This window comes from Mycobacterium sp. SMC-16 (assembly GCF_046250085.1).
In the GTDB taxonomy this organism is placed as follows: domain Bacteria; phylum Actinomycetota; class Actinomycetes; order Mycobacteriales; family Mycobacteriaceae; genus Mycobacterium; species Mycobacterium phocaicum.
In genome coordinates this window covers 4,260,981-4,281,863 of sequence record NZ_CP176427.1, presented here as the reverse complement: position 1 = coordinate 4,281,863, position 20,883 = coordinate 4,260,981, and the positions used below count along the sequence as shown (strand labels likewise).

The window sequence follows — 20,883 nt, the reverse complement described above, 5'->3', positions numbered from 1 at the left end:
ATCCCACTGAGACCGATTCGACTCGGAGGTTTGATGGGGATCGAGTACAGCAGTGTGTTCGACGCGCCGCGCGACGACGTGTTCGCCTGGCATGCGCGGCCGGGCGCCATCCACCGGTTGCTGCCGCCGTGGCAGCCAATGAGCGTGGTCGCGGAAGCCGCGTCGCTGGCCGACGGGCGCGCCGTGCTCGGCCTGCCCGGCGGACTGCGCTGGAGCGCGCAACACAATCCGGCCGACTACGCGCCGCCCGCGCGTTTCGTGGACGAATTGAGCCGGGACGGATTGCGTTCGCTGCCAACGGCTTTGGTTGGGCATTGGCGACACGAACACTGCTTCGACGCCGTCGGTGACGGGCGCACCCGGGTCACCGACCGTGTCGACGCGCCGGTACCCGGGCACCTGCTCGAGCCGACGTTCCGGTACCGCCATCGCCAGCTGAGCGACGACCTGGCCGCCCATCAGTGGGCGCACGAACACGGCCGGCGTCCCGGTTCGGTGGCGGTGACCGGGGCGTCGGGATTGGTCGGCAGCGCCCTGACCGCCTTTCTGTCCACCGGTGGTCACCGGGTCATCAGGCTGGTGCGCCGCGAACCACGCGATGACACCGAACGCCGCTGGGATCCCGAATCACCCGCCGACGATCTGCTCGACGGGATCGACGCCGTGGTGCACCTCGCGGGCGCGTCGATTGCCGGCCGGTTCACCGACGCACACAAGAAAGCGGTGCGCGACAGCCGGATCGAGCCGACTCGCCGGCTGGCCGAGTGCGCCGCGGCGGCGACGGACGGGCCGTCGGTCTTCATCGGCGCGTCCGCGATCGGCTGGTACGGAGACGACAGGGCCGACGAGCGCCTCGACGAATCGGCAGGGCCGGGCGACGGGTTCCTGGCCGACGTCGTCGCCGACTGGGAAGCGGCGACGGCGCCGGCCACCGCTGCCGGACTGCGGGTCGTCAACGTCCGCACCGGGATCGTGCAGACGCCGCGCGGCGGCACCCTGCAGTTGATGCGGCCGCTGTTCGCCGCCGGTCTCGGCGGTCCGCTCGGCGACGGGAAGCAATGGCTGTCCTGGATCGACATCGACGACCTCATCGACGTGTACCACCGCGCACTGGTCGACACCGGACTCTCCGGACCAGTGAATGCCGTTGCGCCACAACCCGTCCGTAACGCCGACTACACCCGGACACTGGCCGGGGTGCTGCACCGGCCCGCCGTGTTGCCGGTACCCGCCCTGGGGCCGGCGCTCCTGCTCGGCCGGCAGGGGGCCCGCGAGCTGGCCATGGCCAGTCAGCGTGTGGTGCCCGGCCGGCTCATGGAGGCCGGACATCGCTTCCGGCGCCCGGACCTGGCGCAGTGCCTGCGCCACCAGTTGGGAAAGGCAGCCCGATGATCGACGCGCAGCGACAGGTGGTGGTGGCAGCGCCCGCCGACGCCGTCTTCGCGTACCTGGCGGACTTCACCACGACAACGCAGTGGGACCCCGGCACGATCCGCACCGAACGCATCGCCGGCGACGGCGGCATGGGAACCCGTTACGCGAACACGTCCCGCTTCGCCGGTCGCACCTCGGAGATCACGTACGAAGTCATCGGCCTGACGCCGGGGCAGTCGATCGAACTGCGCGGGGTCAATCGGCACCTGGTTGCGCGAGACACCATCACCGTGACCCCACACGTCGACGGAACCCAGGTCACCTACCGGATCCGGTTCGCTTTCCAGGGGTGGCTGCGGTGGATCGAGCCGCTGCTGCAGCTCGCGGTGGCGCACCTCCTCGACGACGGCGCGCGCGGGCTGCGGCGCGAACTCGCTCGAATCTGATTGCGCTGCAAGTCCTCACACACCGACGGCGGCGGCGCAGTACTGCCACACCTGCGCTACCTCGGCGGCGTCGTCATGCGCGGTGGGCAGGTAATGCGTGGGACGGATCCGGCGGTCGTGCCAGAACTGTCCCGACTCCGGCGGCGGGTTCGTCGCCGTCAGCCACACCGCGGTGTCGGCGGCCTGTTCGGGCGTCCGCAGGATCGGACGCGTCACGCGGCGGAACCCGGGCAGTGACTGCGCGACGCCGGGGGTGTCGGCCCAGCCGGGATGCATGGCCGCCACCATCAGTTCGGGCCAGCGCCGCGCCAGCAGCGGCGTCAACGCGACCTGGATGCGCTTACTGCGCGCGTACGCCGTGGCACCGCGGTAATGCCCGCGCCGGTACTCGATGTCGTCGACCGGAAGTGCCTGGGTGTACATGCCGCCGGAGGACATCAGCACGACCCGCGCTGCCGGGGTCAGCCCCGGCCGCAGGAGTTCCGTCAGCAACACCGGCCCCAGAACGTGGGTTGCCAGCGAGAGCTCATGTCCTTCAGCGCTTTCCGTGCGCTGTTCGGGCATGACGCCGGCGTTGTGGATCACGGCGTCGAGCCGTGGGCGCCGCGACAGCAGGTCTGCGGCGAACGACCGGACGGCCGCCAGGTGCGACACGTCGCACACCTCCACCGCGACGTCGGCAGCCGGCGCGACGGTGAGCACATGGTGTCGCGCGGCCTCGCCGCGGGCCCGGTCGCGCACCGTCATCAACACCGTCGCCCCGAGCGTCGCGAGTTCGGTGGCGATGGCCTTGCCGATACCGGAATTCGCGCCGGTGACCAGCACGGTGCGGCCGGCGAGGGCGCCGGCCGGCAGCTCGGGGTCCCGCCAGAGCTGTTGCCGCACAGCCAGCCCCAGTCGGGAGTACCCGAGTACGACGGTGCGGTCGAGGAGATCGTCGAAGAAGGCGCCGACCATGGTCATCAGGTCAGGGCGACGACGACGACCGGATCGCTCGTCGGCTGGCTGGACCCGGAGCCCGGCTCGACTGTCACGGCCACCTTGGCGGCCGAGTCCAGCGCCGGTATCACCTCGCCGCCGGGTGGCGGCATGGTGTCCGCGCTCATCGTCCCGGCGGATCGCGGCGCTCCCGACGCCGGGATGAACCACATCTGATAGACGTGGCCGGCCGGCGGCGCGGGCACATCGGACATGGCCACGACGACGGCGTTCGCCCGTTGTGACGCGCTGAGGGTGATGGTGCCGCCGGCAACCGGCGCCGAGTACGTGCGGATGTCCGGGTTGGCCAGCACCTGCGACACCGTCGGCTGTGCCGGGTGCTCGGTGAAGCGATCGGCGATCACCGTCGTGCCGATGGTGATCGCGCAGATCACGGCGGCAGCCGCCGCGAGCCGGACGATCAGCCGGCGTCGCCGGGTTCGCCTGAGTGCCAACTCATCCGAACTGCGCTCGGCCGCCTGGATGCCGATGGCCTGCAGGATGCGCACGCGCAGCTCGGCGGGCGGCGTCAGGGTGTCACCCGCGGTGAGCACTGCCATGGTCTCCTGGGTGTCGCCGACGATGCGGGCGAAGGCCTGCGCGGTGTGCGGCGCCGCGACGCCCAGGCGGCCGGCGATGTCGGAGCGTTCGGCCTCGGACACCGCATCGAGTGCATATACGTACGCGAGATCGAGCAATTGCTGTTCGTCGTCGGTGTAGCTGTCAGGCATCGGTGCCCACCCCCAAGCAGTTCTTCAGGCGGATCAGGCCGTCCCGGATTCGGGCCTTGATGGTGGGGAGTGTGACGGCGAGGTGCTCGGCGACCTCCCGATAGGTGTGGCCGCTGTAGTACGCCAGGCCGATGGCTTCGCGCTGGACGGCGGTCAGTCCGTCGAGGCAGTCGGTGACCTCCTGCTCGTCGAGTCGCTGGCCCACTTCGTCGGCGACGGTGTCGTGCTCGCGGCCGAGGCTCGAGGCGCCGTAGGCGTGGTTGCGGTCGGCGGCCGACTGTTCGGAGCGGACCCGGTCGATGCTGCGGCGGTGGGTCAACGTCATCAGCCAGCCGATCGGGCTGGCCAGCGCGGGGTCGTATTGCCGCGCCGCAGAGGACCACACCTGGAGGAAGACCTCCTGCACGACGTCCTCGGCCAGGGTCCGGTCCCGCACGACGCGATAGGCGAGTCCGAACACCCGTGGCGAGGTGAGGTCGTAGAACTCGGTGAAAGCCGCACTGTCGCCGTCGGCGATCGCGGTGAGCAGAGCTACGCGGTCCGGCTCACCTTCCATCCGGGAATCGTCGCACGGCTGCGCGAGAACCGGGTCGATCTGACGCAACCGGTCGGATCCGGACGGCGTGCTCACGATCGCGCCTTCGGCTGCAGGACCAGCTGGTGCAGGTCCAGGTAGCCCGAGGCGAAGCCCGCCTCGGAGTAGGCCAGGTAGAAACGCCACATCCGCCGGAAGATGCGGTCGAACCCCAGGGCGTCGGCGCCGGCGCTGTTCGCGGTGAATCGCTGCAGCCAAAGCCTGAGGGTGTGGGCGTAGTGCGGTCCGAACGAATGCCGGTCGGTGATGCGCAGTGCGGTGTGTGCGCTGATCGACCGTTCCATGAGCTTGACCGACGGCAGGAACCCACCCGGGAAGATGTACTTGTGCACCCAGGTGTAGGTGTCACGCGAAGCCAGCATGCGCTTGTGCGGCATGGTGATCAGCTGCAGGCCGACCCGGCCGTCGGCCGCCAGGAGGCGCTCGAGCGTGCGCAGGTATGCCGGTAGGTAGCGGTAGCCGACGGCCTCGATCATCTCGATGGAGATGATCGCGTCGTACGTCCCGGTGATGTCGCGGTAGTCGCACAGCTCGACGGTGATCCGGTCCGACAACCCGGCGGCGGCGATGCGCTCGCGGGCCAGCAGCTGCTGCTCGCGCGACAGGGTGACGGTGTGGACGTGTGCTCCGCGTCGTGCGGCCCGGATCGCCAATTCGCCCCAGCCCGTGCCGATTTCGAGCAGCCGTGTGCCGGCACCGACGCCGGTGGCGTCCAGCAGCCGGTCGATCTTGCGGTATTGCGCGGCCGCCAGGTCGCGCCAGGCCGGTGGCGGGTCGAGCGTCTCGAACAGGGCGCACGAGTACGTCAGCGTCGGGTCGAGGAACATGCTGAAGAACTCGTTGGACAGGTCGTAGTGATGAGCGATGTTCGCGCGCGTATCCGCTTGCGCCCCACGGTGGTTGCGCGGCGTCCGCGGTAGCAGGACCGAGCGCAGTCCCTGGAAGGCGGCCGGCACCACGGTGTCGATGCGGGACGCCAGCGCGGTGAGCACGGCGGTGAGCTCGGGCGCCGACCAGTCTCCGACCATGTACGCCTCGCCGAAGCCGATCAGGCCACTGTTCGCGATGCGGCCGAAGAAATCGTCGGGGCGGTGCAACAACATTCGCGGTGCGGCCGGATCGGAGGCACCGGCGGCACCCTGGACGGTGCCGTCCGGATACTCCACCCGCACCGGCAGGTCCCGTACCGCGGCCCGGAACAACGCCCGGGTGACGGGCGTACCCAGCCGGGTGCGCAGACCGCTCGGCACCTGCGCGATGTCGGTCCATCTGGCCGGCAGGAACGGATCGTACGCGGCACCGTCGTGGAGTTGATTCGTCATAGGGCGGCCTCCTGGGGGCGGGGGTGCAGTGGCAGTCCGCGCGCCCACAGGCGCACGCCTTGCCAACGGATGCGGGCGAGGACCAGCAGCGGCGCCAGTGGCGCTGCCAGTGCGGTGGTCAGAACGGTTGCGGGGCGCGCGGGGTGGACCGACCCGGTCCAGGTCGCGGTCAGCACGACTGCGCCGGACGCGTCGAGCAGGGTGACCGCCACGCCGAGCCGGCCCCGGTTGGGTTCGGGGACGCGCAGCACGTACCGGCCGCTGACGGGGTTGAACGGCGAGACGTAGAACGCCTTCGGCACGACGACCTCGCCGCGATGATCGGCGCGCAACAGGTAGCGGTGCCGGCCGCCGTAGGTGTTGTGCACCTCGGCGACGGCGCACACCAGCGCGCCGCCGGCGTCGTGGCACCAGTAGACGGTCAGCGGATTGAACACGAAACCGAAGACCCTGGCATTGGCCAGCATTCGGATGTGGCCGCCGCCGAGGTCGATTCCGTGTTCGCCGAGATAGGCGTCGACGTTCTCCCGCAGGGTGCGGCGCGGATCGCCGGCATGGTCGGCGGCGTGGAACCCGGCCAACCGCCGCAACAGGCGGGGCAGCTCGGGCACGGCGTCGAGGTCGACCAGCCAGCTGTAGCTGCGGTAGGTGAACGCGTGCCGCACCGGCACGGTGCGCGCGTGGTGGATCCTGGTCCGCACGATCTGTGGTGGGCTCATGCCACATTCCCCGCCGGCCGCAGCAGAGGTGGCACCGCACCGCTCCAGCTGCCGCCGAGTCGTTCCGCCGCGACGACGCCGGACACCGCGCCGTCTTCGTGGAAGCCCCAGCCGTGATACGCGCCGGCGAACGCCACGCGGTGATCACCGAGCGTGTGCAGGCGCTGTTGTGCGGCGCGGAACTCGGGGGAGTACTGCGGGTGGTCGTAGAGCATGGTGGCGATGACCTGACCCGGATCGACCCGGGTGCCGCCGCCCAGCGTCACCACGAACCGCCGGTCGGTGCTCCCGTCGAGTCGCTGCAGCCGGTTGAGGTCGTAACTGACCAGGACCTCGTCGGACTGGACGGTGCACGACGGCATCCGGTAGTTCCACGACGCACGAGCGCCACGGCGTCGCGGCAGCAGTGACGTATCCGTGTGCAGCACAGTGTGATTGATCGAGTACCGCAGGGCGCCGAGAATCTCGATCTCATCCGCCGTCGGCTGGTCCAGGATCGACAGGGCCTGATTCGGATGCGTCGCGATGACGGCCGCGTCGAACTGTTCGACGCGGTCCGCGTCGTCACGCACCAGCACGCCGTCGGAGTTGCGGGTGATGGCGCGTACGGGTACGCCGAGGCGTACCGACGGCAGCCGCGCGGTGACCGCCTCGACGTACCGCGCGGAGCCTCCCGTCACCGTCCGCCAGGTCGGTGACCCGAACACCGTCAGCATCCCGTGATGGTCGAGGAACGCCAGCAGGTAGCCGACCGGATAGTCGAGCGCGACGTCCGGGGGACACGACCACACCGCGGCGACCAGCGGCACCATGAAATGCGCGACGAAGTAGCGGGAAAACCCTGCGGCCCCGAGGAATTCGCCGAGGGTCTGCCCGTCCGCCACGCCGCGCGCCAGCTCGGCGCGGGCGAGCCGGTGGAAGCGCGTCACCTCGGCGAGCAGACGCAGATAGCGCGGCGAGACCAGCGCGCCCGGCGTGGCGAACAGGCCCTTCAGCCCCTTCGCGCCGGCGTACTCCAGGCCGCAGCCTTCGCAGCACACCGACATCGACATGTCGGATTCCTGTGTCCGGACACCGAGTTCGGCGAACAGTCGCAGCAGAGTGGGATAGGTGCGGTCGTTGTGCACGATGAAGCCGGAGTCGACGCCGACGACGTCGGTGCCGCCGCGGCGTGCCGCCAGCTCATGCGTGTGGGCGTGACCACCGCATCGCGGTTGTGCCTCGAACAGGGTGACTTCCGCGTCGCGGGCGAGCACCCAGGCCGCGGTGAGCCCCGATATGCCGCTCCCGATCACTGCAATCCGCCGCACCGTGCCGTCCTTCCTGGTTTGTCACCAGGAGTTCGGTGCGGGATGCGGTGCGGATAGGTGGATTCGGGAAAAAACTACGCGGGCCGGTTCGCGGCCCACAGCTCCGCGACGGACACGCCGAGCCGGGCCAGCATGCGGCGCAGCAGCGGCAGGCTCAGGCCGATGACGTTGGAGGGGTCGCCGTCGATGCCGTCGATGAACCAGCTGCCCAGGCCGTCGAGCGTGAAAGCGCCTGCCACCCAGAGGGGTTCGCCGGTGCCGACGTAGGCGTCCAGGTCCGCGGCACTCGGCTCGCCGAAATGCACCGTGGTGGAACCGAGTTCGGTGACCTGATCGGTGACGGCGCCGGCGGTCAGGCGCAGCACACAGTGGCCGGTGTGCAGGACGGCGCTGTGGCCGGCCATCGAGTGCCATTGCCGGCGAGCCACATCGGGGTAGCCGGGCTTGCCGGTGAGCCGGCCGTCGAACTCGAGCATCGAATCACAGCCGATCACAACGCAATCCGACGACAGACTCGCGTCGAGGGAGTCGGCGACCCGCTGCGCCTTGGCTGTTGCCAGGGCGCGTACGACATCGCCGGGGCTCGCGTCTGCGAGAGACGCGATGATCGCGTCCTCGTCGACGTCGGACACCAGCACGACCGGTTCGACACCGGCCTTGCGCAAGACACTGAGCCGGCCCGAGGAGGCCGAGCCCAGAACGAGCCTCATCGACGGATGAAGGTGCGCTCCACCAACGTCACCAGCTGCCAGCTGGTGTAGGCGTACCGCAGCTTGGAGACCGGGTGGCCCCAGTCGTTGCGGTCGCCGGCCTCGGCGGCACCGCCACCGGAGGCGCTGGCCAGCACCGTCACCAGAGCGGCGAGTTCCTCGTCGGACGGGTTGCCCTTGACGACCTGGAACAGCGGCGCGACGGGCGCTTCCACGGAGGCCTCGGCTTCAGAGGTCTGCACGTCGCCGCTCACAGCGGAATGTTTCCGTGCTTCTTCGGCGGCGTCTGCACGACCTTGCGCTCCAGCAGACGCAGCGAGTTGGCGATGTAGCCGCGGGTGTGCGACGGCGGGATGACCGCGTCGACGTAACCACGCTCGGCCGCGACGTACGGGTTCACCAGGGTGTCCTCGTACTCCTGCTGCAGCTGCAGGCGCAGGGCATCGACGTCGACGCCGTCCTTCTCCGCCTGCTTGAGCTCCTGGCGGTAGACGAAGCCGACCGCGCCGGAGGCACCCATGACGGCGATCTGGGCCGTCGGCCAGGCCAGGTTGACGTCGCAACCCATGTCCTTGGAACCCATGACGCAGTACGCGCCGCCATAGGCCTTACGGGTGATGACGGTGATCTTGGCGACGGTGGCCTCACCGTAGGCGTACAGCAGCTTGGCGCCGCGGCGGATTATGCCGTTGTACTCCTGCTCGGTGCCCGGCAGGAAGCCCGGGACGTCCACCAGCATGATGATCGGGATGTTGAAGGCGTCGCAGGTGCGGATGAACCGCGCGGCCTTCTCCGAGGCGTTGATGTCCAGGCAGCCGGCGAACTGGGTCGGCTGGTTGGCCACGATGCCGACCGGGCGGCCGTCGATGCGGCCGAAGCCGATGACGATGTTCTGCGCGTAGCCGGGCTGGATCTCGAGGAACTCGTCGTCGTCGAGGATGCGCGAGATGACCTCGTGCATGTCGTACGGCTGGTTGGGCGAATCCGGGATCAGGGTGTCGAGCTCGAGGTCCTCTTCGGTGAGGTTGTCCTCGACAGCGCCCGGGTGCGGCGGCGCGGGCAGGCGCGGCGGCTCGGCGTAGTTGTTCGGGGGCAGGTAGCTCAGCAGGTCGCGGACGTAGTCCAGGGCATCCTGCTCGCCCGAGGCGACGTAGTGGACGGTGCCGGACTTGGCCTCGTGGGTGTGGGCGCCGCCCAGCTCCTCCATGGTGACCTCTTCACCGGTGACGGTCTTGATGACGTCCGGTCCGGTGATGAACATCTGGCTGGTCTGGTCGACCATGATGATGAAGTCGGTGAGCGCGGGCGAGTACACGTGGCCACCGGCCGCGGCACCCATGATGAGCGAAATCTGGGGGATGACACCCGACGCCAGGATGTTGTTGCGGAAGATGCGGCTGTACAGACCGAGCGAGACCACACCCTCCTGGATGCGGGCGCCGGCGCCGTCGTTGATGCCGATCAGCGGGCGGCCGGTCTTGATGGCCAGCTCCTGGACCTTGACGATCTTCTCGCCGTAGACCTCGCCAAGGCTGCCGCCGAAGACGGTGGCGTCCTGGCTGAAGATGCAGACCTCGCGGCCGTCGATGGTGCCGTAGCCGGTCACCACACCGTCGCCGAGCGGGTGCTTGTCGGCCAGGCCGAAGTTGGTGCTGCGGTGCTTGGCCAGCGCGTCGAGTTCGACGAACGAGCCCTCGTCCAGCAGCGCCAGGATGCGCTCGCGGGCGGTGAGCTTGCCCTTCTGGTGGACCTTCTCCACCGCGGCCTCGCCGACGGGGTGCAGGGTCTCTTCGGTACGCCTACGCAGGTCTTCCAGCTTGCCTGCGGTGGTGTGGATGTCGATCGCCTTGTCCACCGGTGGCTCGGTCACGCTCGTCATGGCGACGATGTTAACGGTTCTCTAAGAAAGTTGTGAAGGTGGGGTGCTCTCTCGGCGGGTCACGCCGGTTTGCGCAGGACGACAGCCGCGAAACTCGTGAGTGCCGGCACCGGGTGCTTAAGAAGGAAACGGCTCTTGGCGCGCTCGAGGGCGTCGAGCGGGGGGAGCACACGGTAGTAGCCGTGGCCGTAGGCGCCGGACCAGGATTCGACCTGGAAACCGACGCTCTCGTAGCGCTTGATGGCCTTCTGGGTGGGGCCGGTGGTCCAGCGGTAGTAGGCCGGGAACTTCTCGTGGTGCGGGTTCTGCAACCGCCCCGGCTGCAGCTTGCCGATGACGGTGCGCGCCGCCTGCTCCGGGATGAGCAGGTTCACCACGAACGGGAACGCGAACAGTGTCGGGAAGAAATGCACCGAAAGTCCGCCTGGGCGAAGGAGTTTGAAGCAGTTCTCGTGGAACGTGCGGGCGTCGGGCAGGTGCTCGCACAGCATCTTGGAGAACACCAGGTCGTACGCGGCCAGTTCGTTGTCGATCGGTTTGCACAGATCGGCGACGCGGGTGTGCACGCGGCTGTTGGCCTTGGCGAGTTCGGTGGCGGAGATGTCGATGACGACGCGCTCGTCGGCGAAGCTCCAGTCGTCGCCGCCGATGATCGGGTTGGCGCCGCCGCCGAGTTCGGCGACGGCCTTGACGCCTTCGCGCTCGGCCAGGGTGCGGACGGACTCGTCGTAGCCCTGCCAGAGGGTGTCCAGGTCCTTGTAATGGACATCCACGTGTGTACCGCTCATTTGCGCACCGTTCATAGATTTTTCCGCCCCCGCGGCTTGCACGACCTGCGTCAGCAGTTTGCTGGTAAGTCAATATACACTTCGCGCGCTGGTCCCGCCCGTAACTCGGGTTGAACAGCGTTCAGGCGGTGGCATTTGCTGAGCGGGCACTGAGCGCGGTCGCGACCCGGCGCCGCTCGGGCAGTGGGTAATGCCTGGTCGAAGCCGCGAGACCGGGTTGCCGTCGGGGGAGCGCGGCGCCGGGAAAGGCGGACCGATGGTACCGAATCGCGCTTAGCTGAGGGAGCGCGTGCGCACTGTCGGCAGTGCGTCCTGCGCAGGCGCGATGCATTTAGCTTGTCATTTGCGTAAGTTTGCGGTTCGATATGCGTGCCCGCTCTTTTCGGGTAGCTGACTCTACGACCGCGAAACGATCAGCAGATCGGCGCAAGGGGATATTCAACAGTGCATTCGACGCGCAAGTACGACGGAGTGGACGGGCCGAAGGTGGCCATCGCCCACGACTATCTGACCCAGTTCGGCGGCGCGGAAAAAGTTGTCCTGTCGATGACGAAGGCGTTCCCGGACGCCCCGCTCTACACGATGCTCTACGACCCCGAGCTGACCTACCCGGAGTTTGCCGACCTGGACATCCGGGTGTCGGCGCTCAACAAGGTGGGTCTGGCCCGCAAGTACCACCGGGCCGCGCTGCCCATCTATCCGCGCGTCGCCGAGTCCATGTACGTCGACGCCGACATCGTGCTGGCGAGCTGCAGCGGCTGGTCGCACGGTTTCCGCACCAACGGCAAGAAGCTCATCTACTGTTACAACCCGGCGCGCTGGCTGTACCAGACCGAGGCCTACCTCGGGGACCACGCGAACCCGATCAAGCGCCTGGGCCTCAAGCTCACCAAGAAGCGCCTGCTGGACTGGGACCGTCGGCAGGCGCTCGCGGCCGACAAGTACCTCGCGATCTCGACCATGATCAGCGGCTACGTCAAGAAGGCCTACGACATCGACGCCGAGGTGATGTTCGCGCCGGTGGCGATGTCGCGGTCGTACGCCGTCGAATCCGTCGAGGAGCTCGAGGACAAGGTCGACCTGAGCGATCCGGACGGCAGCTTCTACCTCGTCGTGTGCCGGCTGCTGCCGTACAAGAACGTCGACGTCATCGTGCGGGCTTTCGCGGGTAGTGACCGGCAGCTCGTGGTGGTCGGCAATGGGCCCGAAGCCGAGCGGCTCCGGTCGATGAAGACCGACAATGTGACCATGCTCCACAACCTGACCGACGGGCAGATGGCCTGGCTCTACAAGAACTGCCGAGCACTGATGTCATCGAGTTTCGAGGACTACGGCCTGACCCCCATCGAGGCGGGTGTCTGGGGCCGGCCGAGCGTCGCGCTGCGGTTCGGCGGCTTCCTCGACACCATCGACGAGGGCACCACCGGCCTGTATTTCGATGAACCACAACCGGATTCGGTGCGCGAGGCGCTGGACCGGTTCGAGTCGGCGACGTGGGATCAGGAGAAGATCAAGCATCACGTCTCCCAGTTCACCGAGGACGCGTTCAGCGCTCGACTGCATGAAGCGGTCGACAAGCTGGCCGGGTACTGATGGCGCCAGAAGCGACCCGGGTCGCGACGCTGAAGGACTACCGCCTGGTGTACGTCGGTCCGGCGGACCACGAGACGGCGGTGGGCGACTACGCGGAGAACCTGACGCGCGCGCTGCGGCCACACGTCGGCGAACTCGTCGAGCACCGCACGCTCGGGCCGGGTTCCGACAGCGCGCGGGAAATCCTGGGACACCGGCGTGCAGTGGCGAAGCTGGTCGCCGGTGGGAAACCCGGCCGGGTGCTGGTGCACGCGGAGCTGGCGGCCGGTGCGGTGTCGGCGTTCTGGTCCATCGCGGGGTTGCGTGGGGTGCCGGTGACGGCGACGGTGCACGATCCGCCACAAGGCATCTGGTGGCCGGGGCGCACGAAGTTCGTGGCCCGGCACAAGCTTGTGATGCACGGCCTGCACTACCCGCTGCGTCCGGTGTCCCGGATGCTCGAGGGCGCGGTCAACGGGGAGCGGACGCTGTTCGCGCTGAGCCAGATCGGTGCCCAGTCGATTCGCGACACCTATCCGAACACCGACGTGGCGTACACCCCGTACCTCGTCTGCGAGCGGCCCCGGGTCCGCCCGGTGACCGAGCGCCCGAAGGCCGTCGGCTTCTTCGGGCATGTGTACCGCGGCAAGGGTTTCGAGCAGATCGCGCGCATCCGCCGGGAGTTGCCCGACGACATCGTGATCCGGGTGGCGGGCCGGGGGACCGAGGCGCTGCCCGGTGGCCCGGGGGTGGAGATCGTGGGTGCCGTCGACGGTGCCGCCGAGGACGCGTTCTTCGATTCGGTGCGCGCCGTGGTGATTCCGTACGGCAAGCGCCATTTCTACGCCGAGACCTACCCCGCGTCGTCGGTCGCCGCGCACGCCATGGCGTACCGCACCCCGGTGGTGTGCACCGACTACGGCTCTCTGGCCGAGTTCGGCACCGAGACCGGCGCGGTCGTCGTGCCGATGGACTCTGACGACCCGAAGGCGCTGCCGGCCGGGTTCTCGGCGGCCATCGAGGCCCTGCTCAACGACGAGGCGCGGCTCAAGGAATTGGAGACGAATGCCGACCGGACGCGCCAGGAGCGGTCGCCGGAGAACGTCGCCGCCGCCTACGCCGCAAAGTGGTCGGAGATGCTGACGCGCCAGGGCCGGCTGCACTGACGGGGCCGAAACACTGTGGTTAACTCGGAATCCGGGACGACGGGAGCGAAGAACGTGATTGGCGAGCCGGCAACGGCAGACCCGGCAGATGTGGCACGCAAGAAAGCGGCCGCGCCGACCTTGAAATTGCCGCCGGATCCCGAGTGGGAACTCGGTGAGGACGGCCGCGTCACCTACTACAAGATGCAGAAGATGAGCGTTCGCCGTAAGGCGCGCAACCGAATCGGCGAACTGCTGTTCAACATGTTCATCACGCACATCCCGTCGCACACCATCCGCCAGGGATTCCTGCGGCTGTTCGGCGCCACCATCGGTGAGTGGTCGACCATCATGCGCGGCACCACGATCCTGGACATCGAATTCCTGACGATCGGCAACGGCACCACAATCGGATTCCGCTGCCTGCTCGACGCGCGGGCCGGCCTGTGGATCGGCGACAACGTGACCATCGCCAGCGATGTCCACCTGCTCGGCGGCGGGCACGACATCAACCACCCGGACTTCCTGCCGATCCCGATCCCGACGGTTATCGAGGACTACGTATGGATCGCGAGCCGGGCCATGGTGCTGCCCGCCCTGATCGGCCGCGGCGCCGTCGTCGCCGCGCAGGCGCTCGTGGTCAAGGACGTGGCCCCACTCGACGTGGTCGGCGGCAACCCCGCCAAGGTGTTCGCCAAGCGAAATCCGGATGCATTGGGCTACAGCGCAAAGTACCGGCCGTTGTTCTGCTGATGCCGGTCGATCTACGCGAGTACCGGCTGGTCTACATCGGTCCGGCCGAAGGCCAGACCGCGGTGGGCGACTACGCCGAGAACTTCGTCAACGCCGTACAGCCGCTGTTCGGTGAGGTCATGCAACGTCGCACCCTGGGTCCGGGCGCCGAGACGGTCGCCCAGGTACGGGGCCACCGGCGTGCGGTCGCCGAACTGGTGGCCGGTGCGCCGCCGGGACGGGTGCTGGTGCATGCGGAGCTGGCGGCCGGTGCGGTGTCGGCGTTCTGGTCGATCGCCGGATTACGTGGGGTGCCGGTGGCGGCGACGATTCACGATCCGCCGCAAGGCATCTGGTGGCCGGCGCGAACCCGGTTCGTGGCGCAGCACCGGCTCGTCATGCACGGCCTGCATTACCCTTTGCGCCCGCTGTCGCGGCGGATCGAGGGCGTCGTCAACGGGGACCGGACGATGGTCGCGCTGAGTCAGATCGGCGCGGACTCCATCAAGGCCATCTACCCCGACAGCACCGTCGCCGCCGTGCCGCACATCATCTCCGAACGGCCGCGGCTGCGCCCGCTCACCGAGCGGCCCAAGGCCGTGGGCTTCTTCGGGCATGTGTACCGGGGCAAGGGTTTCGAGCAGATCGCCCGCATCCGCCGGGAGCTGCCCGACGACATCGTGATCCGGGTGGCGGGCCGGGGGACCGAGGCACTGACGGGGGGCCCGGGGGTGGAGATCGTCGGCCCGGTCGACGGTCCGGCTGAGGACACGTTCTTCGATTCGGTACGGGCCGTGGTGATTCCGTACGGCAAGCGCCACTTCTACGCCGAGACGTACCCGGCATCCGGTTCGGTCGCCCACTCGATGGCCTACCGCACACCCGTGGTCTGCACCGACTACGGCGCCCTGGCCGAACTGGACGAGCGCACCGGCGCCCTCGTCGTCCGCATCGGCGACCAGAACGCCGAACAGGTCGCGTCGTCGCTGGCCAAGGCCATCGTGTCCCTCGTCGACGACGATCAGCGACTGGCCGAGTTCGGCCGGCACGTCGAGGCCTACCGCGAGGCCTGCTCCGGGCCGCGGACGGCCGAGGCGTTCGGCCGCGTGTGGACCGACATGTTGGCCCGAGCAGCTGTGAGCGTGTGACCTGACTGCCCCCGAAGCGCCCACCCGCAATGTGGCGAAGACGCTCATCTCGCTGATCTGGATCTACGGCGGTCGCGGGGTCGGCCTGCTGTGGACGCTGATCCTCGTCCAGCGCCTCGGTGTCTCCGAATACGGCCTGTACGCCATGGCGACGGTGCTCAACGGCATCGTCGGCAACACCGTCGACAACTCCTTCGCGGTCCGGGCCATCCGGGAATCCGAGGAGCACTTCCTGCGTGAGCGCACCATGCGCTACCTCGTCGCGGTGGGTCTGGTCGCCGCCGGCGCGGTCACGTTCGACGTCAACTACGTCATCGGCTTCGGTCTGATGGTGGCCGGCGGCGAGATCGCCCTCAACGTCGTCAAGAGCCAGTCCGCGCGCGATGGCCACCCGGACAAGGTGTATCGGCTCGACACCGCGCGACAGTTCTCCAGTGCCGGCATCGGCGCGGTGTACCTGTACACCGCGGCGCACCCGACGCTCACCCACGCCTCGCTGCTGTACTGCACGCCCTACGTGCTGATTCTGCTGGTCGGGGCCAAGCTGGCCATCGGTCACCGGCCCGCACCACCCGGGCCGCCGCGGTTGATCGCGGCGCTGACCGGCGAAATGCTCGGCACCACGCTGTATCTCGGCGGTGACGTGCTGCTGCTCGGCACCCTGGTGGACACCACGGCAGCGGGCTATTACCAGCTCGCGTGGGTCGTCGCGGCCGCAGTGGCGGCTGCCGGCCAGTCCTTCGGCATGACCTATCACGAGCCGCTGCGGGAGAGCGGCGGAGACCTGTCGGCCGCCCCACCGCTGCGCAACATCCTGCGGATGGCGGCACTCGGCGGCTCGCTGCTGCTGATCATCGGTGGCTGCCTGTTCGCCTTCGGGGCACCGACCCAGCTCGCCACGACCATGATGATCATGGGCGGCTTCGCCGCGCTGCGCATCTGCATCTTCGTGCTGCAGGTGATCCTCTACACCCAGCGGCGCGATGTCTTCCGGCTCACCATCGCCGTCGGCCTGGTGCCGGTGAAACTGGGCATGGTCGCCGCCCTCGCGACGCTGACGCCGCTCGGTGCGGTGGGCGCGGCCATCGCGGCCACCGTCGCCGACGCGATCATGCTCGCCGGGTTCACGTGGGCGGTCTACCGGCCGCGCGAGGTGGTGGAGTCATGACCACGCCGAAGACCGCGTTCATCCTGTCGAAAGACCCGGTGCTCGAACACACCGGTGACGTCGCGCTGGCCCGGATGCTCATGCAGCTGGCCGCCGACTCGTCCGAGGTGTCGGCCATCGCGCTGTCACCCCGACCGGGCACCGTCACTGCCGACCTGATTCCCGGTGGCCTGCCGCTCGAGCGGGTCCACAAGCCGGCCGTGCGTCCGCACCGGCTGCTCATCGACTCCCTGCGGCGCCGGCGCAGCCTGGTGCATGTCCGATTCGACACCGACGAACTGGTCCGGGCGATCGATCGCAGCGACGCCGACGTGTTCGTCGCCGAACACAGCTACATGGCCGAATCGTTCTTCCGCAGCACGCATTTCGGGAAGAAGCGATTCGTCGTCAACACCAACGTGAGCGAGTCGCTGGTCTGGCGGGCGTCGCGCGGCGCGCTCGGCCGCGTCGAGGAACCGCGCCTGGTCCGCGACGAGCTGCGCGTCGCGCGCGCGGCCGACGCCGTCAGCACCTACGACGCCGAGGAAGCCGAGTACTACCGCGACAACGGCGTCGCCGATGCCCGGTTCATGGACATCACGATGCCGCCCGGTACGCAGGTCGACGTCGCGACCTCCCCGCCGCGGCTGGTGTTCATGGGCACCCGCGACTGGCCGCCCAACCAGGAGGGGTTCCTGCGGGCTCTCGAACTGTGGCCGCGGATCTCCGCCGGGATCCCCGGCGCCGAACTGTGCATCATCGGGGCCAAGAAACCTGGTGCGGCCGACCCGGTCTATCCCGACGGGGTCCGCGACCTCGGATTCGTCGACGACCTCGGGGCGTTCCTGGGCACGTGCCGTGCCCTGATCGCGCCGATCCGCACCGGCGGGGGAGTCCGGGTCAAGCTGCTCGACACCATCCGGATCGGGCTGCCTGCCGTCGCCACCACGGCGGCCATCGGATCACTCGGGCCGATCTTCGGGTTGCGACCCCTGGACGACGATGCGGCGTTCATCGCCGAGTGCCGGCGGCTGCTCACCGACGTGCCGGCCGCCGTCGACCTGGGAAACCAGCTGTTCGAGATCAACCGGCAGCGGTGGCAGGACCGGTTGCCGCACCGGGCGGTGGCCGACCTGCTGCGCGGCGACGGTCAGGTGTAGTAGACCTTCACGCCGACCCACGGTGCCCAGACCATGTAACCGTGCTGGAAGTCGACGCGGTTGGAGCCGTTGACGTAGCGCTCGTCGCTGGTGGCCAACCCCAGCTGCGGTTTCCAGGCCTGCGCGAAAGCGCTCGAGGCCCAGTGGGCACCGGTCTCGGGCGACCACCACACGCGGAACACCTGGCCGCCGGAGAAGTCCTGGTAGCCATCGGCAAAGACGCTCGAAGGCACCGAGTTCCGCTGCATCGCGATGTCGGCCACCGGGCGCGGTGACGACACGTAGCCGCTCGGCAGCTCGTAGATGGTGTTGACCGTGCGGACCTGCGCCCACACCGTCTTGGTTGCCTTGAACACCGGGCTCAGGACCGAGCCGTGCGCCGGGTCGGTGATCTGCGAAAAGCGCAGGAACTCCGGCGATTTGGGTACGCCGGCGGCGATGGTCGCCGCCAGGTCGGCGGCCGCGGGCTTCGGGGTCCAGTCGCTGCGGTAGAGCCCGACGGTGGCGTCGGCCTGGTTGCTCCCGGTCTTGCGGTCACGTGTGGTGTAGACCATCAGCGGGCCGGTGTACGGCATCTCCTGCCACTTGGTGTAGATGTCCTTGAGATACGCGGCCTGCGTGGTCTCGTTGACCACCGAGGTGGGCTCGCCGTATTCGGTGGCCCAGATCTTCTTCTCGTCGTCGCCGTTGTCGATCATCACCTGGCGCATCTGAAGCAATTGCAGGACAGGCGAATTCGCGATCAGCATGCCGTCGGAGAATTTCAGGTTGTAGTTGTACGGGTGGAACGACAGCGCGTCGAAGTTGCCCTTGGCGCCGGCGGCGTACATCCCGGCGATGAAGCGCACCGGGTTGATCGACCACGAGCCGAAGTCCACGACGGCGCCGACGACCCCACCGATCACCGTCGCGTCCGGGTCGACGGCCTTGATGCGCGGATAGGCCGACTTCAGCAGATCGGTGTAGCCCGCGGGATCGGGCGCGGGGCTGTAGAAGAACACCGCGTTCGGCTCGTTCCAGATCTCGTAGGCGGAGATCTTGCCCTTGTAACGCGTGGCCACCTTGGCCGTGAAGGCGCCGTAGGCGTCGGGGTCCGACGGCCGGCTGCTGAGCGGGAGGCCGCCCTGCGACATGGCCCAGGGCGGGGTCGCGTTGATGAACGCGATGATCGACATGTTCATGGCGGCGGCGGCATTCACCGTCTTGTCGACCAGGCTCCAGTCGAGCTGGCCGAGGATCGGCTCGACCCCGGCCCACTGGGATCATCAACCGGATGGTGTTCACGCGGTTGTTGGCCATCAATGCCAATGTCCGGTTCACGTCATCCTGCGACAGGCCGTAGATGTCGGAGTCGGCGAAGCCGATGGTGGTCGGCAGGTTGACGACTTTGGCCCGCTCGGCGATCCTGACCCGCTCAGGGGTGTCCCCTGGGATGCCGGTCAAGACGATGAGGGCGCAGACCATGCTGCCGGCGATCGCCGATGCCATGCTCGAGAAACGGCGGGCGGATCGTCGGGGGCGCTTCCCGGGCATCGTGCAACCGCCCTTCACCTATGAAGTGCGTCGCGAGGCGCAAACGCGCACTCAGTGTGCAGCAGCCAAGGGCGTTTGCTGTGAATCTGCTTGGGCGTGTCGCAGTCTTACCTGTTCCTGCCGTTCTCGGTCTATATGCACCAGGAACGCCAGCAAAATGGAGAACTTGAGGGTGGCCGGGGGGATGCCGACCACGGGGTGATCGAGTTGGAGCGCGACAACACAGAATCCGATGTAGATGCCGCCATATCCGGCCCAGGCAAATGAATTCGAGCGAATCGCGCGGTAGCTCATGACGCAACCGATCACCATGATCGCAAAGAACGCCAGACCGGGGAAAATGCCGCCGCGGTAAATCGTCAGCAATGGCGCGTTCGACACATGGTTCAGCACGAACGCATAGTTTCCGTCCCGGAATTCGAGCCGGTTCCAGCCTTTTCCGAACAACCAGTAACCGGCCATGGTGTCGGGGAATTCACGGATGGCATCAATTCGGGAAGTGGAGCCGACATCGTCACTGCTGAACGAGTGCGCGAATCTGGTCCGCACTTCCGGTATCGCCGCCGCGGCTCCGATCGCGGCCACCATCGCGGCGATGGCCAAACCGCGGTCCCGGGACCGCATGGTGTGGAAGGCCAGCACCAGCACCGCCCCGCCGACGATGGTGAACATGCCGGCCCGGCTCAAGGTGAGCAGCAGCGCGACGAGGAAGATGCCGGTCACGACGATGCGCTGCCAGCCCGCCAGGACAACCAGGCCGACAGCGATCGACACCACCAGCGCGATGCCCTCGGCGTTGGGGTCCACCGACGTGCCGCCGAGTCGCATGGACCTTTCGGCACCGCCTTCGGCGAACGCGAAGCGCGTCGCGGTGTATTCCGCCGCGTAACCGAAGACCCGCAGATACCTGAACGAGGTCTGGTTGGGGTCGAATGCCACGATGTACAGGCCGAAGACCGCATTGGCCAGCGTCGCGTAGACGAATATGCGGCCGAACTTCTCCAGATGTTGCCCCGACAGACTGCTCAGTGCGATCGCGACCAAGGTGACCACCGACCACCGGACGATCTGGATGACGTCGCCCACGCCCACGCCGGTTACCGCGACCGACGCGATCGACGTGATCACGAGCGCGATGATCGCCCATTCCAGCGGATGAATCGGACGGGCCAGTCGCGGATGCACAAACAACGCGACCACCGCACCGAATGCGAACGGCAGATATAAGGGCACGTGAACGCCCGGGAAATATCCGAAAGGCAGTGCGCCGGTGACGACCGCCAATCCGTACAAGAACCACAGCGGATGCCGTAATCCGACATAGATGCCGACAACCAGTGCGGCAATAGCGACAATGCCCAACAGGGTGACCTGGCCAAAAGACGTCGCCAACCAGACCAGGCCCAAGATCACGGCCAGAATCCCGACCGATGATTTAAGATTGCCGAGTTGACCCAAACGGGCGTTCATGCCGACTATGTTCTCAGCTCGACCAGCTAAGCTCAAGCAGGTTGCCCGGACCCGTGGCGCGCCTGAATGGTCGGTCCGGTTCCCAGCCGCTAATCTGTGAGCCGTCGCATTGCTGAAATAAGGG

At 68.0% G+C, this 20,883-nt stretch carries 20 protein-coding genes; 8 read left to right on the top strand and 12 right to left on the bottom strand.

Translation table 11 applies throughout. The features are described from left to right. The first annotated feature begins 33 nt into the window (after nt 1-33). Nucleotides 34-1,392 carry a TIGR01777 family oxidoreductase gene (locus tag ACJEIK_RS20720; protein WP_061010726.1) on the top strand — a complete coding sequence of 453 codons (1,359 nt, stop codon included), beginning with the start codon at nt 34-36 and terminating at the stop codon, nt 1,390-1,392. After that, on the top strand, nt 1,389-1,820 hold the full coding sequence (locus ACJEIK_RS20715) for an SRPBCC family protein (RefSeq protein WP_061002698.1): 432 nt from the start codon (nt 1,389-1,391) through the stop codon (nt 1,818-1,820). The genes ACJEIK_RS20720 and ACJEIK_RS20715 overlap by 4 nt, the downstream gene beginning before the upstream one ends. Nucleotides 1,821-1,835: 15 nt before the next feature. Here the strand turns inward: ACJEIK_RS20715 and ACJEIK_RS20710 are convergent, their stop codons facing one another. The 10 genes from ACJEIK_RS20710 to ACJEIK_RS20665 all read right to left on the bottom strand — a co-directional run bounded on the left by ACJEIK_RS20710 (nt 1,836) and on the right by ACJEIK_RS20665 (nt 10,852). Then, nucleotides 1,836-2,783 (bottom strand): SDR family NAD(P)-dependent oxidoreductase, encoded by a 948-nt coding sequence (locus ACJEIK_RS20710; protein WP_061010728.1) that lies wholly within the window; start codon nt 2,781-2,783, stop codon nt 1,836-1,838. Continuing rightward, complete coding sequence (locus tag ACJEIK_RS20705) at nt 2,783-3,529, bottom strand: anti-sigma factor domain-containing protein (protein ID WP_135355367.1); 747 nt, start codon at nt 3,527-3,529, stop codon at nt 2,783-2,785. The genes ACJEIK_RS20710 and ACJEIK_RS20705 overlap by 1 nt, the downstream gene beginning before the upstream one ends. Then, nucleotides 3,522-4,160, bottom strand: a complete 639-nt coding sequence (sigK, locus tag ACJEIK_RS20700) for an ECF RNA polymerase sigma factor SigK (RefSeq protein ID WP_135355366.1) — start codon at nt 4,158-4,160, stop codon at nt 3,522-3,524. Before sigK ends, ACJEIK_RS20705 begins: the two co-directional genes overlap by 8 nt. After that, nucleotides 4,157-5,446 carry an SAM-dependent methyltransferase gene (locus ACJEIK_RS20695; RefSeq protein WP_061005196.1) on the bottom strand — a complete coding sequence of 430 codons (1,290 nt, stop codon included), beginning with the start codon at nt 5,444-5,446 and terminating at the stop codon, nt 4,157-4,159. Before ACJEIK_RS20695 ends, sigK begins: the two co-directional genes overlap by 4 nt. Then, a complete protein-coding gene (locus ACJEIK_RS20690; RefSeq protein ID WP_061005198.1) occupies nt 5,443-6,165 on the bottom strand; it encodes a DUF1365 domain-containing protein in 723 nt (240 codons plus the stop codon). The genes ACJEIK_RS20695 and ACJEIK_RS20690 overlap by 4 nt, the downstream gene beginning before the upstream one ends. Continuing rightward, on the bottom strand, nt 6,162-7,466 hold the full coding sequence (locus ACJEIK_RS20685) for an NAD(P)/FAD-dependent oxidoreductase (protein WP_064858518.1): 1,305 nt from the start codon (nt 7,464-7,466) through the stop codon (nt 6,162-6,164). Before ACJEIK_RS20685 ends, ACJEIK_RS20690 begins: the two co-directional genes overlap by 4 nt. An 83-nt stretch (nt 7,467-7,549) precedes the next feature. Continuing rightward, entirely contained in the window at nt 7,550-8,185 is a 636-nt protein-coding gene (locus ACJEIK_RS20680) for a nucleoside triphosphate pyrophosphatase (protein WP_064858483.1), read from the bottom strand. Continuing rightward, nucleotides 8,182-8,439 carry an acyl-CoA carboxylase subunit epsilon gene (locus tag ACJEIK_RS20675; protein WP_133426930.1) on the bottom strand — a complete coding sequence of 86 codons (258 nt, stop codon included), beginning with the start codon at nt 8,437-8,439 and terminating at the stop codon, nt 8,182-8,184. The genes ACJEIK_RS20680 and ACJEIK_RS20675 overlap by 4 nt, the downstream gene beginning before the upstream one ends. After that, nucleotides 8,436-10,064 carry an acyl-CoA carboxylase subunit beta gene (locus ACJEIK_RS20670; protein ID WP_061005204.1) on the bottom strand — a complete coding sequence of 543 codons (1,629 nt, stop codon included), beginning with the start codon at nt 10,062-10,064 and terminating at the stop codon, nt 8,436-8,438. Before ACJEIK_RS20670 ends, ACJEIK_RS20675 begins: the two co-directional genes overlap by 4 nt. Before the next feature lie 59 nt (nt 10,065-10,123). Beyond that, entirely contained in the window at nt 10,124-10,852 is a 729-nt protein-coding gene (locus ACJEIK_RS20665) for a class I SAM-dependent methyltransferase (RefSeq protein ID WP_244602183.1), read from the bottom strand. 444 nt (nt 10,853-11,296) lie between these two features. Between ACJEIK_RS20665 and ACJEIK_RS20660 the strand changes: the two genes are divergently transcribed. From ACJEIK_RS20660 to ACJEIK_RS20635, 6 genes are all read left to right on the top strand, one after another. Next, on the top strand, nt 11,297-12,445 hold the full coding sequence (locus ACJEIK_RS20660; protein WP_226519206.1) for a glycosyltransferase: 1,149 nt from the start codon (nt 11,297-11,299) through the stop codon (nt 12,443-12,445). Continuing rightward, nucleotides 12,445-13,590, top strand: a complete 1,146-nt coding sequence (locus tag ACJEIK_RS20655; protein WP_135355364.1) for a glycosyltransferase family 4 protein — start codon at nt 12,445-12,447, stop codon at nt 13,588-13,590. The genes ACJEIK_RS20660 and ACJEIK_RS20655 overlap by 1 nt, the downstream gene beginning before the upstream one ends. 90 nt (nt 13,591-13,680) lie before the next feature. Continuing rightward, complete coding sequence (locus tag ACJEIK_RS20650; protein ID WP_064860975.1) at nt 13,681-14,322, top strand: acyltransferase; 642 nt, start codon at nt 13,681-13,683, stop codon at nt 14,320-14,322. Continuing rightward, the gene (locus ACJEIK_RS20645) at nt 14,322-15,449 is read left to right on the top strand and encodes a glycosyltransferase family 4 protein (RefSeq protein ID WP_138250083.1); all 1,128 of its coding nucleotides are present in this window, start codon (nt 14,322-14,324) and stop codon (nt 15,447-15,449) included. Before ACJEIK_RS20650 ends, ACJEIK_RS20645 begins: the two co-directional genes overlap by 1 nt. A 31-nt stretch (nt 15,450-15,480) precedes the next feature. Next, nucleotides 15,481-16,617, top strand: a complete 1,137-nt coding sequence (locus ACJEIK_RS20640) for a hypothetical protein (RefSeq protein WP_061000793.1) — start codon at nt 15,481-15,483, stop codon at nt 16,615-16,617. Continuing rightward, nucleotides 16,614-17,756 carry a glycosyltransferase family 4 protein gene (locus ACJEIK_RS20635; protein WP_061000791.1) on the top strand — a complete coding sequence of 381 codons (1,143 nt, stop codon included), beginning with the start codon at nt 16,614-16,616 and terminating at the stop codon, nt 17,754-17,756. The genes ACJEIK_RS20640 and ACJEIK_RS20635 overlap by 4 nt, the downstream gene beginning before the upstream one ends. Here ACJEIK_RS20635 and ACJEIK_RS20630 read toward each other — a convergent pair. Both ACJEIK_RS20630 and ACJEIK_RS20625 read right to left on the bottom strand, forming a co-directional pair. After that, nucleotides 17,747-18,955 (bottom strand): LGFP repeat-containing protein, encoded by a 1,209-nt coding sequence (locus ACJEIK_RS20630; protein ID WP_234785334.1) that lies wholly within the window; start codon nt 18,953-18,955, stop codon nt 17,747-17,749. The two genes, ACJEIK_RS20635 and ACJEIK_RS20630, sit on opposite strands and share 10 nt — an antisense overlap. Nucleotides 18,956-19,340: 385 nt before the next feature. Continuing rightward, nucleotides 19,341-20,759: an O-antigen ligase gene (locus ACJEIK_RS20625; RefSeq protein WP_061000789.1), complete on the bottom strand. Its 1,419-nt coding sequence runs from the start codon at nt 20,757-20,759 to the stop codon at nt 19,341-19,343. Nucleotides 20,760-20,883 lie beyond the last annotated feature (124 nt).